This window comes from Streptomyces sp. NPDC085944 (assembly GCF_040686295.1).
In the GTDB taxonomy this organism is placed as follows: Bacteria; Actinomycetota; Actinomycetes; order Streptomycetales; family Streptomycetaceae; genus Streptomyces; species Streptomyces salinarius.
The window spans coordinates 24,665-40,084 of the sequence record NZ_JBFBJX010000026.1 but is presented as its reverse complement, the minus strand read 5'-3'; the positions used below and the strand labels follow the sequence as shown (position 1 = coordinate 40,084).

Sequence of the window (15,420 nt, the reverse complement as noted above, 5' to 3'; positions counted from 1 at the left end):
CCCCGGTCGGAGCGGCCATTCACCCGGTCGGATGGCATATTCCAGGTGAGTCTTCCAGTGCATCGTGGGAGCCGTGTACTATGCCGCCCCCCGCTCAGCGCGCGTACTCCTTCGCCACGTCCTCGATGCGCTGCCGCGACTGCTCCACGTTCAGGGCCTGCGCCCGCAGGTGCTCGTACATCACCGTGTACTTCTGCACGTCCGGCGCCTTCTCCAGGTACAGGTCGCTGGTCACGCCCTCGATGTACACGACGCTGGAGTCGGCCGTGTCGGCGAACTCCAGGATGGAGTACTGGCCGTTGATGCCGGGGTGCGCCCCGACGTCGAAGGGCAGCACCTGCACGGTGATGTGCGGCAGCTGCGACATCTCGGCGACGTGCTCCAGCTGCTCCCGCATCACCTGCCTGCCGCCCACCACCCGGCGCAGGCTGGCCTCGTCGAGGACCACCCACAGGCGCAGCGGGTTGTGCTCGGCGGAGATGCGCTCCTGGCGCCGTATGCGGACCTGCACCCGCTTTTCGACGTCGGCGACGGACGTCTCGGGCAACGCGCCCTGGATCAGCGCCTCGGCGTAGGGCCGGGTCTGCAACAGGCCGGTGATGATCTGGGGTTCGTAGGTGCGCAGCGACTCCGCGTCGGTCTCCAGGCCGATGTAGACGCTGTACGGGATGTCCCCGAAGGCGTGCCACCAGCCCTGCTGACGCGAGTCCTTGGCCATCTGCATCAGCGAGTCGACGATCCGCTGGTCCTCGACCTCGTAGACCCCGCACAGGTCGCGGACGTCGCGCTGGCTGATGCTGCGCCGCCCGTTCTCCAGGCGGCTGATCTTCGACTGGGAGACCAGCAGCCGCTCGGCGACCTCCTCGGCCGTCATGCCCTTCTGCTCACGGAGCCGGCGCAGCTCCTGGCCCAGCCGACGCCGCCTTACGGTGGGATTGACACTCGACGCCACGGGACGTGCACCTCCGGCTGGGTGACTCGTACTTGCCACTTTGTGTATCTGCTGTTGAGCAGACTGCCACCAAGGTGCTTGCTACCGCTGGGAAACGGTCGATATGCGCCGCGTACACGCCAGTTCGGCACACCACCCCCGGGTGCGGCCGCGCGGGGCGGCGGAACCTTTCCTCTGTCCGGGCGGGCCGGACGTACGGTCGGTTCCGCCGCCCCGCGCGGACCTGCGGCTCCCGTGACCGGGCTTGGGGGCTGGCGGTGCGGCGTCGTGTGCGGCTGTGGTGCGGTGTACTCGCGGACGGCAGGGTCTAGTGGACTGCCGCTCGCGCCATGGATCCGTGACGCGGTTGCGCCGGAACACCGCGGGCGGGTTCCGGGGCGGTCCTCGCCCCCGGTCCCGGGGCCTGGCGGCCGGCCGGGGCCGGACTGCGGCGTGGCTGTGCCGCAGCGCCGTTCTGGACGTCCATCACCGCGTGCGCCACCAGGCCGCCCATGGGGTCGTGCCTGATGAGGTCCCGCAGCCGGGACCGCGACGAGCGTCCTTCGTTGCCCGGGTAGAGGTGCTTGCCGAGTCCGACCGCGTGGGCCAGCGCGGCAAGTGCCGCGGTCCGCGGGTCCGGCGGTACGCCGGTGCGGATCGCCGAGTCGAGCCGGGCCTTGATCTCCCTGCTGATCGCCGTGTCCGTCGCCTGGTAGCGAGTCGTCGGCAGCACCCCGCACATCTGGCCCTCCACGGCATGCACCATGCCGCAGCGCTCCAGATGCGAGAGATAGGTCTGGCGAAGCCCCAGGCGGGGTCCGCCAATCCAGTTGACCGCCCGTACCGGAGCGCCGCGCCTTCGCAGCAACTCCAACGCGCAGTCCAGTGTTGGATCTCCTGTCGGCCGTGGGGCCACCACGGCGATACGATCCCCGTCTGGGGCTATCCGTCCGGCCAGCGCCAGCTCCACCAGCTGTGCTCCGGCCAGACCGAGGTCGAGCGACTGCGGCTGTGCGGTGGTACCCGTGGTCGGGTCCAACGCCAGCAGCAGAAGCTCCTCCGGAAGTGTTCTGCGGCTCCTGCCCATCCATGCCTCCCCGCGTGGATGACAGACAGGGTGACCCCTCTCACATTGGTCTGTCGAGGGTGCGTGACCGCTTCGTAGTGGAACCAGTAGGTATGTCGTTCTCGTCTTCCGCGTGGGTTCCACCCGTACACAGGACACTGGTAGATGGTTTCGGTACGGGTTCGGTAGCGCGCACAGGACGTGCGACGCATGGAGGAGGCATCGGTGGCGGGCGAGTCCCCCGACAGGTCGAAGCAGCGCGAGTCGTCGGAAGAACCGACGTCGGGGAGCGCGGGTCCGGTTCCCGAAGCCAGGACCGGGTCGAGCCAGGCGCGTGATCCGCGGCTAACGGTGACGCGGGAGGAAGCGAAGCGCTCCGCGGACTCCGGTGGCGGCGTCGACACGGCGACGCGGGTGCTGTCGGTCCGCGACACCGAGTCGGACGCGGACGCCTCCGGCGAGGACACCGACGCCACCGGGGCGCCCGAGGCGTCGGCCGGCACCGGGGCGCCCTCGGACGCGTCGGACCCGACCGCCGCGCCGGAGCCGTCCGACGCCTCCCAGGACGACCGCGAGGAGGAGCCTGCCCCCGGGAACGACGGTCGCCTCCGGGACGTCGTCGCGGCCTGGGTGGCCACCGCGGACGAGCGCGCCGCGGCCAACGCCCGGCCGGCGGACGGGCGGGAGGCGGAAGACGCGGAGCAGACTCCGCAGGGCGGCGGCGACGGCGACGCGACCGAGGCCGGGACTGCCTCCCCGGCCGAGGGCGCCGAGGACGGCAAGGACGACGAGGACGGCCCGCGGCGGGAGACCGCGCAGCCTCGGGAGGCCTCCGGCCACACCGCCGACTCCGAGGCCGACGCGACCCCGGTCAAGGACTCCGCCACGGACACGACCTCCGGCTCCGACTCGGGCTCCGACGCGCCCGCAGCCTCCGGAAAGGGCTCGGACACGGGCTCGGCCTCCGGGCCGGGCTCGGCCGTCGGCTCCCATGCCCGCTCCGGCTCGGACACGGCTTACGGCACGGACTCGAGCTCCACCCCGGACCGAACCGCCGGCACGACCCCAGCCTCCGGCCCGGACACGACCACGGACACGGACACGGGCAGGGGCTCGGCCTCCGGGCCCGGCTCGGACACGGGCTCCCATGCCCGCTCCGGTTCGGACACGGCTTCCGGCACGGACTCGAGCTCCACCCCGGACCGAACCGCCGGCACGACCCCAGCCTCCGGCCCGGACACGACCACGGACATGGGCAGGGGCTCGGCCTCCGGGCCCGGCTCGGCCGCGGGCTCCGGTTCCCGCTCCGGCTCGAGCCCGGCCTCGGTGTCCGGCTCGGACACTGCGCCGGACGCAGGCACGGACACGGACCCGGTTACCGGATCGGAGACGGACGCGGACCGGGCTGTCGGCTCGGACGCGGTGCCGGCTGTCGGCGCGGGGCCGGAGCCGGACGGGGGCTCGGACTCGGGCCCGGCCTCGGGTGAGGCCTCGGGGGCGGATTCGCGGCCGGGGACGGTTTCCGGGGCGCAGACGGTCTCGGGGCGGGGCGGGGATGCCGGCAAGGGCGACGGCGCCCCGTCCGTCGATCAGCCCACCGCCGTGTTCAAGACGCCGCGCAAGCCCGCCGTGGACCAGCCGACGACCATGCTGAAGCTGGGGAACGCCGCCTCCGCCGCCGAGAAGGCCGGGCAGAAGGGCGACGCCCCCGCGCGGTCCGAGAGCGACGCCGAGCGGACCAGCAAGTTCGTGGCGCTGCGCAACCCTGACGACCCGGCGAACCGCCAGCCCCCGCAGCCTCCGCAGGCCGCGCAGTCCGCGCAGACCTCCGAGGCGCCCAAGGCTCCGCAGGCGCCCCGTACCGGGGTCACCGCCGCCCGGCCGCACGTCGGGCCCGACCGGACCACGCAGCAGCCGCTGCCGCCGAAGCCGCCGCTGGACCTGCTGGCCGAGCTGACGAACACCCCGCCGCCCCCGGAGACCCCGCTGCGCACGACGATGCGCCGGGTCAAGATCTGGACGCCGCTGGTCCTCCTGCTGGTGATCATCCTCGGCGTCGTGCAGTCCATGCGCCCGCTGCCCGCGCCGACCCTCGACCTCACGGCGCAGGACAGCTTCACGTTCGAGGGCGGCAAGCCGCAGATCCCGTGGCCCGAGAGCGGTCAGGCCGCGCTCGACGTGCAGGGCATCGGCTCGTTCGGCTCGTCCGGCGACCAGAAGCCGGTGCCGATCGCGAGCGTGGCCAAGGTCATGACCGCGTACGTCATCCTGCGCGACCACCCGCTCAAGAGCGGCGCCGAGGGTCCGAAGATCAAGATCGACCAGGCGGCGGAGGACCAGTCGGACGCGGGCGACGAGTCCACCGTCAACGTCTACGCCGGTGACTCGATCTCCCAGCGCGAGGCCCTCAAGGCCGTCCTGATCGCGTCCGCGAACAACGTGGCGCGGCTGCTGGCCCGCTGGGACGCGGGCTCGGAGAAGGCGTTCGTGGCGAAGATGAACGCCGCCGCCAAGGACCTCGGCATGACCAACACGACGTACACCGACCCGTCCGGGCTGAACAACACGACGGTGAGCACGGCCGTGGACCAGGTGAAGCTGGCCAAGGAGGCGATGAAGTCGCCCGCCTTCCGCGAGGTCGCCGCGATGATGTCGTACAACGACTACAAGGGCGTCAACCACGGCAACTGGAACCATCTGGTCGGCCACAACGGCGTCGTCGGCATCAAGACCGGCACCACCACCTCCGCCCTCGGCAACCTCGTCTTCGCGGCGAAGAAGGAGGTCGGCGGGGAGACCCGCACCATCGTCGGGGCCGTGGTGCGCCAGCCGGACGTCGGCGGGGGCATCCTCGACGCCGCGCTGGACGCGAGCGACGAGCTGATCCGGGCCGCGCAGGACACCCTGCGGTCGTCGACCGTCCTGAAGAAGGGGAGCGTCGTCGGGTATGTCGACGACGGCCTCGGCGGCCGTACGCCGGTCGTCGCCACGAAGGACGTCAAGGCCGTCGGCTGGGGCGGACTGACGGTGAAGCTGACCTTCGACGCGGACGAGGTGCCGCACACGGCGAAGGCCGGCACCAAGGTCGGCAGCCTCACGGTCGGCGACGGCGGCACCAGCGGCGCGGTGAAGGTGCCGGTGGCTCTGGGCGAGGACCTCGTCGAGCCCGGCTTCTCGGACAAGCTGACCCGCCTGGGCTGACCTCCGGCCCACCCGGGCCGATGCGTCGCCCCGCGCCCCCGCGGCCACCCGGCCGCGGGGGCGTTGGCGTGCCAGGAGGCCCGGGGAGGCCCCACGAGGCCCCGGGACGGTCCCGAAAGGGAGGAGGAACTGTCCGGGGCCGCGTGCTAGCGTCACGAAACGGGGCAGTCGCCGGTCGTGGGAACGGGACACGGCCCAAAGAAGAAGACGGGACACGGGGAGTGCCTTCAGGTGGCCACTGCGGAGCCGACACGCGCCGACGACGCCGATCCGGGCCAGGGAGCCGGCCCGCGACCACGTGTACCCGAACCCCGCACCCACGGGGCCGACGGTGAGCCCCGGGCTTCCGAGCCTCGTCCCTCCGGGCCCCGGCCTGCCGAGTCACCGGCTGCCCGGTCCGCACCCGTCGAGCCGAAGACTCCGTCGGCCGTGAACACCGCCTTCCTGGCCCTGCGCGAGCGCATGCTGCGCCACCCCGTGCTGTCCGTGACGGCCCTGGCCGGGGTGCTCCACATAGTGTGGTTCTTCACGTTCGCGAACAGTGGCGGCGATCTCGCGGCACAGGACGCGTGGGCCGAGTTCGTCGGCCGGCACCCGGACTCCGCGTACAACCTCGCCTGGTACGGCGGCATGCACCCGGTGTCGTACAGCGTGATCTCGCCGTACCTGATGTCGGTGCTCGGCGTGCGCACGACGATGATGATCGCGGGGACGGTGTCGGCCGGGCTGCTGACGATGATCCTGATCCGCAGCCGGGTGGTCCGCAATCCGCTGTGGGCGTCGCTGGCCGGACTGTTCGGGCTGCTGGCCAACGCGGTGTCGGGGCGGGTGACGTTCGGGCTCGGCATGATGTTCGGGCTCGGCGCGGTCGCCGCCGTCTTCTGCTGGCCCTACCGCTGGCGGTACGAGCGCTGGGCCAAGGGACTGTGCGCGGCGCCGCTGGCCGCCCTGTCGACCATGGCCTCGCCGGTGTCGGGGCTGTTCGTGGGCCTGGTGGCGGTGGCGCTGTTCCTGCAGAAGCGCCGCCCTGGTGCGTGGTCGCTGGGTCTGGCGCCGAGCGCGGTCGTCGCGCTGTCGGCGGTGCTGTTCCCCTTCTCCGGCACGCAGCCGATGGGGTTCGGCTCGGCGCTGCTGCCGCTCCTCTACGCGGGCCTGGTGTGCTGGTTCGTGCCGAGCACCTGGAAGACCGTGCGGATCACGTCGGCGGTCTACGGCCTGTCGGTGCTGCTGGTCTGGCTGATCAGCTCCCAGATCGGCTCGAACATCACGCGGCTCGCGATGCTCTTCGCCGGGGTGGCGCTGGTGGCGGCGCTGCCGTTCACGGTGCCGAAGTCGCGCAAGTGGTACGCGCTGGTGGTCTCGCTGGTCGGCTTCGTGGGCTGGATCGGCTTCAAGTCGGCCGACGACGCCATCCACACCCAGCCCGCCGCCTCCTGGGCGCGCGAGCTGGCGCCGCTCGTCAACGAGCTGCAGAAGGTGGGTGCGGAGCAGGGCCGGGTGGAGGCCTTGCCGGCCCGCTCCCACCGCGAGGCCTCGGCGCTCGCGCCGTACGTGAACCTGGCCCGCGGCTGGACCCGGCAGGCCGACATGGAGCGCAACCCGCTCTTCTACGACGACACGCTCAACTCGGCGAACTACCACGAGTGGCTGAAGCGCTGGGCGGTGCACTACGTGGTGCTGCCCAAGGGCGAACCGGACGGCGACGGCGGCAAGCGCGAGCGGGAGCTGCTGCAGCGGGGTCTGCCGTACCTGCAGCAGATCTGGGGCGACGCCAACTGGCAGCTGTTCAAGGTGACCGATCCGACGCCGTTGGCGGAACCGAACGCGGTGGTCCGGCGGGCCGAGCAGGACGAGTGGGTCATCGACGTGCAGGAGCCCGGCCGCGTCCTGGTCCGGATGCCGTACTCGCCGTGGCTGAGCCTCGTCGACGAGGAGGGCAAGAAGCTGAAGCCGCCGCAGGAGACGGAGGCTTCCAAGAGCGCCCCGGAGGGCACGCCGAAGACGTACGACAACGTCAACGGCTGTGTGACGGAGACCGAGGAGACCGCCGACGGCGACGTGTGGACGACGCTCGTCGCCCCTCAGGCGGGCACGTACCGGCTGGCGGCGCCGTACGGGCTGAAGCGGGGCACGCCGTGCCCCGACGAGCTGAAGTAGCCGGAGCGGCCGAGAGCAGCGGACCGGGCGGCCCCTTCGGGGGCACCCCTTCTCGTTCACGTAGGTGAACGTAGGTCAGCAAGTCGAACCTTTTTACCTCCTCTTGACCTTCCCCTTCCTTGTCGTGCCCACGTCGGCGCACCCACGATGAGCGGGCACTTCGCGGCCTGCCACGCCCCTACCCCGCTCAAGCGAAGTGCCAACCGGCTGAGCGGAGTTCACAAGGCGGACCCCGGAAGGGGGCACATGAACGGTCTCGACTGGTCCGTGCTCATCGGCTACTTCGCCGTCATGGTGGCGATCGGCGTGTGGTCGCACAAACGCGTGGACGACGTCAGCGACTTCTTCACGGCCGGCGGCAGGATGCCCTGGTGGCTGTCCGGCATCTCGCACCACATGTCGGGCTACAGCGCGGTGATGTTCACCGGCTACGCCGGCATCGCCTACACCTACGGCGTCACGTCCTTCGTGACGTGGTCGTTCCCCATCGCGCTCGGCGTCGCCATCGGCTCCAAGCTGTTCGCGCCGCGCATCAACCGGCTGCGCTCACGGCTGCACGTGGCCTCGCCGCTGGAGTACCTCAAGAACCGGTACAACCTGCCCACCCAGCAGGCGCTGGCCTGGTCCGGCATGCTGCTGAAGATCGTGGACGTGGCCGCGAAGTGGGCGGCCATCGCCACGCTCCTGTCGGTCTTCACCGGCATCTCCCTCAACCAGGGCATCCTGATCACCGGTGTCATCACGGGCATCTACTGCACGATCGGCGGCCTGTGGGCGGACGCGCTGACGGAGCTGGGCCAGTTCGTCATCCAGCTGCTGGCCGGTGTCTCGATGTTCGTGGCCGTGGTCCTCAAGCTCGGCGACCACGGCGGCTTCTTCGGCGTCTGGGACGAGCCCGCCCTCCAGGGACACGGAAAGCCGCTGGTCGGCCCGTACGGGACGGTGTTCCTGCTGGCCTTCCTCTTCATCAAGCTCTTCGAGTACAACGGCGGCATGCTCAACCAGGCCCAGCGCTACATGGCCACGCGCGACGCCCGCGAGGCGGCGCGCGGAGCACGGCTGTCGGCGGTGCTGTGGCTGGTGTGGCCGGTGGTGCTGTTCTTCCCGATGTGGATGTCGCCGCTGCTGGTGGAGTCGCAGAAGGCGGACGGTTCCGACTCCTACGCCCTGATGACCGAGCAGTTGCTGCCGCACGGGCTCCTCGGGCTGGTCATCGTCGGCTTCTTCTCGCACACCATGGCCATGTGCTCCTCGGACGCCAACGCCATCGCCGCGGTGTTCACCCGTGACGTGGCGCCGGTGCTGTCGAAGCGGGCCCGGGGCTGGGGGCGGCGGTCGGGTCTGCTGGCGGCCCGGCTGACTACGGTGATCTTCCTCGGTCTTTCGATGGCGGTGGCGACGCAGGTCGACTCGCCGACGTTCAAGGACATCATCACCGTGGTCATCAAGTGGGTCGCCGGTCTGATGGGCCCGATCGCGATCCCGATGATGCTCGGACTGCTGCGGCCCTTCCGCCGCTCGGGCCCGACGGCGGCGCTCACCAGCTGGGGCCTGGGCCTGGTCGCGTTCTGGCTGGTCAACTACCCGATCAACTGGAACGTGGACGGCGGGGTACCGCTCGAGTACCAGGTCTCCGTCCCGCTGGCGGTCTCGCTGGTCCTGTACGTCGTCGTCGGCTACCTGAGGCCGGAGGACACCCCGGAACGGCTCGCGATCATCGAGCGCGTCAACACGGACGGGGACGGCGACGACGCCTCCGGCGCGGCGGCCGCGATCCCGACGCCCGCGGGCGGGGTGGACGGCGCGGTGGGGCGCAGCCGGGTGGGCGACTGACCCTCCGTCCGGCAGGCGTACGACCGGTGTCCGGCCGGCGGCCACGGTGCGTGGGCGCCGGCCGGACACCCGGCCGCGTCCACCGCTAACGCAGTTCCTGGATGCGGATCTGGTTGCCGGCCGGGTCCCGGAAGGCACAGTCCCGGATGCCGTACGGCTGCTCGGTCGGCTCCTGGACGATCTCGGCGTTCCCGGCGCGCACCTTCTCGAAGGTGCCGTCGAGGTCCTTGGTGGCCAGGAGGAGCCAGCCGTAGGTGCCCTTGGCCATCATCTCGGCGATGGTGCGGCGCTCGGTGTCGGTGACGCCGGGGTCCACGGCGGGCGGCGAGAGCAGCAGCGAGACGTCCGGCTGGCCGGCCGGCCCGACCGTGATCCAGCGCATCTTGCCGTTCCCGACGTCCTTGCGGACCTCGAAGCCGAGGACGTCCCGGTAGAAGGCGAGGGACGCGTCCGGGTCGTCGTGCGGGAGAACCGTGGTGTGAATGCTGATGTCCATGGCAGGCACGCTAGCCGCGCCCCGCGGGGCGGCGCTTCTCGAAACGTGACGGTTCCGCCGAGGGTTTCCCGCGCTCCCATGCGACCGCGACGGCCGGCGGCCACGGTCGTGGCGCGTCCCGGTGGCCGAGCGCACCCGGCCGCGTGAGCGCGCCGGGCCACCGGGCTCCCGGAACGCCGGGCGGTGCGGTGCCGGCCGCGTGGGCTCGTCGGGGCGCCGGGCCGGGATCACGCTCGCGGGTACCGCGTCAGCCAGGCGGGGGACGAGCTTGCCGGGCCGTGGAGGGCGGGGCCCTGGGTCATTTCCATGGCGAAGTCGTCGGCCAGTTCCAGGAGGGTCGGGCGGCCCTCCAGCTCCGCCACCCAGGCCGGGGGCAGGGCCGTCTCGCCGTGCAGGGCGCCGAGCAGGCCGCCGGTCAGGGCGCCGGTGGCGGCCGAGGGGCCGTCGTGGTTGACGGCGAGGCGCAGCCCGTGCCGTACGTCCTCGCCGACCAGGGCGCAGTACACGGCGGCGGCCACCAGGCCCTCCGCCGTCCCCGCGCCGATCAGCTCGGTCACCCGCGCCGAGGTCGGCAGCCCCTGCCGTACCGCGCCGAGGGCGTGCTGCAGGGCCGTCGCCACGGGCTCGTGCCCCGGCCGGGCGACGAGCAGCGCCAGGGCCCGCTGCACGGCGGCGTCCAGGCTCTCGCCGCGCGCCAGCCCGTGCACGACCACGGCGTAGGCACCCGCCGCGAGGCAGCCGGTGGGGTGGCCGTGGGTCTGCGCCGCGCACTCCACGGCGAGCTGGGCGACCAGCTGCGGCTCCCAGCCGACCAGGAGCCCGAACGGCGCCGAGCGGGCGGCGGCCTCGGGGCCGCGCTCGTCCGGGTTCTTGGGCGCCTCGGGCGTGCCCATCGTCTCGTCGCCGAGGCCGAGCAGCAGCGCGCGCGGGGCGTTTCGGCGGACGTACAGCCACTCCTCGTGGGCCAGCCAGCCGTCGTCCTTGCGCCGCAGGTCGGGACCCCAGTCGCGCTGGGTGGCGACCCAGCGCCGGTAGGCCCGGTGCAGGTCGGTCGGCGGGTGCCAGGCGCCCGTGTCGCGCCGTACCTGGGCGCGGATCAGCCCGTCCACGGAGAACAGGGTGAGCTGGGTGAGGTGCGTGACGGCGCCGCGCCGGCCGTGGGCCGGGGCCAGGTCGGACAGCCCCTCGGCGCCGTGGGCCTCCCGGATCGCGTCGAGGGCGAGGGAGTCGACGGGCGCGCCGAAGGCGTCCCCGACGGCCACGCCGAGCAGCGTTCCGCGCACCCGGCTGCGGAAGTCCTGCTGCTCGGCCCGCCCCCAGACGGCGCCGGTCGTCCCGCCCACCCGGACCTCCCCTCGGCACTGCGCGTACGTACGACGCCCAGCACTGTATGCGAACGGACGCGGTCGGTTCAGGGCCGCGGCGGGCGGGATCGGTGTGGAAACGCTCACGGCCGAAAGTGGTGGCAGGTACACCCGGTTTCCGCCGTCCGGGCCCATCGAGCGGGCGGCGGGTTCACGGACGGAGCCTCGACCCGTTTCCGGCCTGGGCCGCCGGGCGGCTCGTCACCACCCCGCGCGACCTCAACCGCTTCTTGGCCGCCCTGCCCGGCGGCGAGGTCCTGGGGACGGCCGAACTGAAGGAGATGAGGACCACGGTCCCGGAGGCCGAGGGCGCCCCCGCGCCCGGCACCGGCTACGGCCCGGGCCCCTTCCGCACCCCCCTGTCCTGCGGCGTCGAGCTGTGGGGCCACGGCGGCTCCGTCCACGGCTACCAGACCTACGGCGGCGCCACGCGGGACGGCCGCGCGGCCACGGTGGCGACGACGGCGCTGTCCGGCTCGGTGGCCGCCGGGGGATGTCGCCGACGGAACGCTGCGAAGAGATCACGTTACGGGCCCTGCCTACGGGCGGGGCCCTCGGCTTCGCAATAGTGCTGCCATGACCAAGAACCCCCGCAGCACCCTTTTACTCGCCTCGACCGTGCTCACCGCGGTCCTCGCCCTCTACATCGCCCTCGTGGCCCTCGGGAACATCACGGACTTCGACAACAACCAGCAGTACGTGCACCACGTCCTCGCGATGGACACCACGTTCAAGGACGACGACCTGATGTGGCGGGCGATCACGAGCAAGGGGCTCCAGGACACCGCCTACGTGGCGATCATCGTCTGGGAGACCGCGGCCGCGCTCGTGCTGATCTGGGCGACCTGGCTCTGGATACGCCGGCAGCACGCCCCCGCGCGGCGCTTCACCACGTACGGCACGCTCATGCTGATGCTGCTCTTCGGCGCCGGGTTCCTCGCGATCGGCGGGGAGTGGTTCGCGATGTGGCAGTCGGAGGACTGGAACGGGCTGGACGCGGCGACGCGGGTGCTCCTGTTCAGCGGCGTCGTGCTGATCGTGGCGCACCTGCCGTCCGGCGAGGCGGCGGAGGCTAGGCGACCACAGTGACCGTCGTGCCGGACGTGCCGAACTCCCAGAGCGCGTCGCCGTCCGCCTTGGGCAGCCGTACGCCGCCCGTCTTGGCACCGTCGGCGGGCGGCGGCGGGGAGGAGCCGTCCACGGCGTTGGAGAAGGCGACCCAGACGCCGTCCTCCTGGGTGAAGTACATGATCTGCTCGACCCGCACCCCGTCGGAGCCCGTCGTCGGGTCCTGGCGGCGGGTGCCGACGCTGTACTTGCCCGGATCCGGGTCGACCGTGCCCGGCCAGACCTTGAACGACCGCCGGGTGGCGTCGCTGGCGTCGACCAGCCACACCCGGTCCTGGCCGACCGAGTAGACGACGCGCCGCCCGGTGCCGGAATCCGCCGGCACCGGGGCCGGCGCGGTCTCCTTCGGCTTGGGGTCCGCCGACGCCGACGCCGACGCCGACGGGCGCGGCTTCGTCGCCGCGGCGGTGGGGTGGGGTCCCTGGTCCGCCTGTACGGCCAGGACGGTCACCGCCGCTACCGCGCCCACGGTCAGACCGGAGACCCACGCCCATGAGGGAAGTCGGGCAGGCACGGGCACGCATCTCCTCAGCTACGAGAACCCCGACACACCGGGGGCCCGATCATCGTACTGCGCACCCGCCCCGCCTCCGAAGCGTGCGCCCGCGCCTCAGTCCAGGACCGGCAGCAGCTCAGGCAGGTGCCCGTCCGAGTCCCGCGCCGCCCGCTGCCGCTCCTCGGGAACCGGGCCGTAGAGCGTGGTGCGCGGCCTCGCGGGGCGGCCGGCGGCGTCGGCGACCGCGATCAGGTCCTTGACCGACTTGTAGGAGCCGTAGGACGAGCCCGCCATGCGGGAGATCGTCTCCTCCATGAGGGTGCCGCCCAGGTCGTTGGCGCCGGAGCGGAGCATCTCCGCCGCACCCTCCGTGCCCAGTTTCACCCAGCTCGTCTGGATGTTGGGGATGTGCGGGTGGAGGAGGAGACGGGCCATCGCGGTCACCGCGCGGTTGTCCCGCAGGGTGGGGCCGGGCCGGGCGATGCCCGCCAGGTAGACCGGCGCGTTGGTGTGGATGAAGGGGAGCGTCACGAACTCCGTGAAGCCGCCCGTGCGCCGCTGGATCCCGGCGAGGGTGCGCAGGTGGCCCAGCCAGTGGCGGGGCTGGTCGACGTGGCCGTACATCATCGTGGAGGAGGAGCGGATGCCCAGCTCGTGGGCCGTCTCGATCACCTCGGTCCAGGTGGCCGTCGGCAGCTTGCCCTTGGTGAGGATCCAGCGGACCTCGTCGTCGAGGATCTCCGCCGCCGTGCCCGGGACCGAGTCCAGGCCCGCCTCCTTGGCGGCGCCCAGCCACTCCCTGATCGACATGCCGGTGCGGGTGGCGCCGTTGACGACCTCCATCGGCGAGAAGGCGTGCACGTGCATGCCGGGGACGCGCTCCTTCACCGCCCGCGCGATGTCGAAGTACGCCGTGCCGGGCAGGTCGGGGTGGATGCCGCCCTGCATGCAGACCTCCACCGCGCCCACGTCCCAGGCCTGCTGGGCGCGGTCGGCGACCTGGTCCAGGGAGAGCGTGTAGGCGTCGGCGTCCGTGCGGCGCTGGGCGAAGGCGCAGAAGCGGCAGCCGGTGTAGCAGACGTTGGTGAAGTTGATGTTGCGGGTGACGATGTAGGTGACGTCGTCGCCGACCACCGACCTGCGCACGTCGTCCGCGATGCCGCACAGGGCGTCCAGCGCCGGGCCGTCGGCGTGCAGCAGGGCGAGCGCCTCGTCGTCCGTGAGCTTCGTCGGGTCGTCGGCCGCCGTGGCGAGCGCGGCGCGCACGTCGGTGTCGATGCGCTCGGGGGCCATGCCGGGGGCGGCGGCCTCGCGCAGGGCGCCCCAGTCGCCGTACACCTCGTCGAAGTCGTCGCGGCGGTCCGACGTACGGCCCTCGGTGTCGATGGTGGCGTGCAGGTCGGTGCGGCCGGTGGCGGTGAACGCCTCGTCGGGCTCCTGCCAGGCGTGCCCCTCGACCACCGCGTCCTGGCGGGCCAGGCCCGTGACCGGGTCGGCGAGCGCGGCCACGTGCGGGCGCAGCCGCGGGTCCAGCCAGGGCTCGCCGCGCTTGACGAACTCCGGGTAGACGCACAGCCGTTCGCGCAGCTCGTAGCCGACCGCGCGGGACTTCGCGGCGAGTTCGTCGATCTGCGGCCAGGGGCGCTCGGGGTTGACGTGGTCGATGGTGAGCGGGGAGACGCCACCCCAGTCGTCGATGCCCGCGCCGATCAGCCGCTCGTACTCGGCGTCCACCAGGTTGGGCGGGGCCTGCAGGCACGCGGACGGTCCCATGATGTGCCGGGCGACGGCGACGGTGGCGACCAGCTCGTCCAGCTCCGCGTCCGGCATGCCGCGCATCGCCGTGCCGGGCTTGGCGCGGAAGTTCTGGATGATCAGTTCCTGCACGCCGTGGTAGGCGCGGGAGATTCGGCGCAGCGCGAAGAGGGACTCGGCCCGCTCCTCGTACGTCTCGCCGATGCCGATGAGGATGCCGGAGGTGAAGGGGACCGAGGAGCGTCCGGCGTCCTCCAGGACCCGCAGCCGTAGGGCCGGTTCCTTGTCCGGCGAGCCGTGGTGCGGGCCGCCCGGCTCGGACCACAGGCGGGTGGCGGTGGTCTCCAGCATCATGCCCATGGAGGGCGCGACGGGCTTGAGCCGCTGGAAGTCCGTCCAGGTCATGACGCCCGGGTTGAGGTGCGGGAGCAGGCCCGTCTCCTCCAGGATGCGGATCGAGATCGCGCGGACGTAGGCGATCGTGTCGTCGTAGCCGTGCGCGTCCAGCCACTGCCTGGCCTCGGGCCAGCGCTCCTCGGGCTTGTCGCCGAGGGTGATGAGGGCTTCCTTGCAGCCGAGGGCCGCGCCCTTGCGCGCGATGTCGAGCACCTCGTCCGGCGACATGAACATCCCGTGGCCCGCCCGGCGCAGCTTGCCGGGGACGGTGACGAAGGTGCAGTAGTGGCACTTGTCCCGGCACAGCCGGGTCAGCGGGACGAAGACGCTCTTCGAGTACGTGATGACGCCGGGCCGGCCGGCGGCCTCCAGGCCCGCGTCCCGGACCCGGGCGGCGGACGCGGTGAGGGCGTCGAGGTGCTCCCCGCGCGCCTGGAGCAGCACGGCGGCCTCGGAGGCGTCGAGGGCGACGCCGTCCCGGGCGCGTTTGAGGGCGCGACGCATGGAGTTCTCGGTGGGCCCTGCGGGGTCGGCGGGTCCGGTTCCGGAGGTCGCGGAAGTCGTCATCCTTCGAGCATACGAGCGGCGTGATCAGCA

At 72.4% G+C, this 15,420-nt stretch carries 11 protein-coding genes; 5 read left to right on the top strand and 6 right to left on the bottom strand.

Annotated features, from left to right (window positions below; all coding sequences use genetic code 11):
- Positions 1 to 94: 94 nt before the first annotated feature.
- Entirely contained in the window at positions 95 to 952 is an 858-nt protein-coding gene (locus AB0P07_RS33755; protein WP_365557502.1) for a helix-turn-helix transcriptional regulator, read from the bottom strand.
- Positions 953 to 1,259: 307 nt separating this feature from the next.
- On the bottom strand, positions 1,260 to 2,018 hold the full coding sequence (locus tag AB0P07_RS33750) for a GPP34 family phosphoprotein (RefSeq protein ID WP_365557500.1): 759 nt from the start codon (positions 2,016 to 2,018) through the stop codon (positions 1,260 to 1,262).
- A gap of 204 nt (positions 2,019 to 2,222) precedes the next feature.
- On the opposite strand from AB0P07_RS33750, the gene AB0P07_RS33745 reads away from it, so the two are divergent.
- The 3 genes from AB0P07_RS33745 (at position 2,223) to AB0P07_RS33735 (ending at position 9,188) form a co-directional block, all read left to right on the top strand.
- A complete protein-coding gene (locus tag AB0P07_RS33745) occupies positions 2,223 to 5,198 on the top strand; it encodes a D-alanyl-D-alanine carboxypeptidase (protein ID WP_365557572.1) in 2,976 nt (991 codons plus the stop codon).
- 231 nt (positions 5,199 to 5,429) lie between these two features.
- On the top strand, positions 5,430 to 7,355 hold the full coding sequence (locus tag AB0P07_RS33740) for an MFS transporter (RefSeq protein ID WP_365557497.1): 1,926 nt from the start codon (positions 5,430 to 5,432) through the stop codon (positions 7,353 to 7,355).
- Positions 7,356 to 7,601: 246 nt separating this feature from the next.
- The gene (locus AB0P07_RS33735) at positions 7,602 to 9,188 is read left to right on the top strand and encodes a sodium:solute symporter family protein (protein WP_365557495.1); all 1,587 of its coding nucleotides are present in this window, start codon (positions 7,602 to 7,604) and stop codon (positions 9,186 to 9,188) included.
- A gap of 85 nt (positions 9,189 to 9,273) precedes the next feature.
- Here the strand turns inward: AB0P07_RS33735 and AB0P07_RS33730 are convergent, their stop codons facing one another.
- The gene (locus AB0P07_RS33730; protein WP_365557492.1) at positions 9,274 to 9,684 is read right to left on the bottom strand and encodes a VOC family protein; all 411 of its coding nucleotides are present in this window, start codon (positions 9,682 to 9,684) and stop codon (positions 9,274 to 9,276) included.
- A 227-nt stretch (positions 9,685 to 9,911) separates the two neighbouring features.
- Entirely contained in the window at positions 9,912 to 11,027 is a 1,116-nt protein-coding gene (locus AB0P07_RS33725; protein ID WP_365557489.1) for an ADP-ribosylglycohydrolase family protein, read from the bottom strand.
- Between the two features lie 47 nt (positions 11,028 to 11,074).
- On the opposite strand from AB0P07_RS33725, the gene AB0P07_RS33720 reads away from it, so the two are divergent.
- Both AB0P07_RS33720 and AB0P07_RS33715 read left to right on the top strand, forming a co-directional pair.
- Positions 11,075 to 11,617, top strand: a complete 543-nt coding sequence (locus AB0P07_RS33720) for a serine hydrolase (protein ID WP_365557486.1) — start codon at positions 11,075 to 11,077, stop codon at positions 11,615 to 11,617.
- 7 nt (positions 11,618 to 11,624) lie between these two features.
- A complete protein-coding gene (locus AB0P07_RS33715) occupies positions 11,625 to 12,137 on the top strand; it encodes a DUF2165 domain-containing protein (RefSeq protein ID WP_365557483.1) in 513 nt (170 codons plus the stop codon).
- Here the strand turns inward: AB0P07_RS33715 and AB0P07_RS33710 are convergent.
- Both AB0P07_RS33710 and AB0P07_RS33705 read right to left on the bottom strand, forming a co-directional pair.
- Positions 12,121 to 12,690 carry a hypothetical protein gene (locus tag AB0P07_RS33710; RefSeq protein WP_365557481.1) on the bottom strand — a complete coding sequence of 190 codons (570 nt, stop codon included), beginning with the start codon at positions 12,688 to 12,690 and terminating at the stop codon, positions 12,121 to 12,123. The two genes, AB0P07_RS33715 and AB0P07_RS33710, sit on opposite strands and share 17 nt — an antisense overlap.
- Before the next feature lie 96 nt (positions 12,691 to 12,786).
- A complete protein-coding gene (locus tag AB0P07_RS33705) occupies positions 12,787 to 15,390 on the bottom strand; it encodes a bifunctional FO biosynthesis protein CofGH (RefSeq protein ID WP_365557479.1) in 2,604 nt (867 codons plus the stop codon).
- Positions 15,391 to 15,420 lie beyond the last annotated feature (30 nt).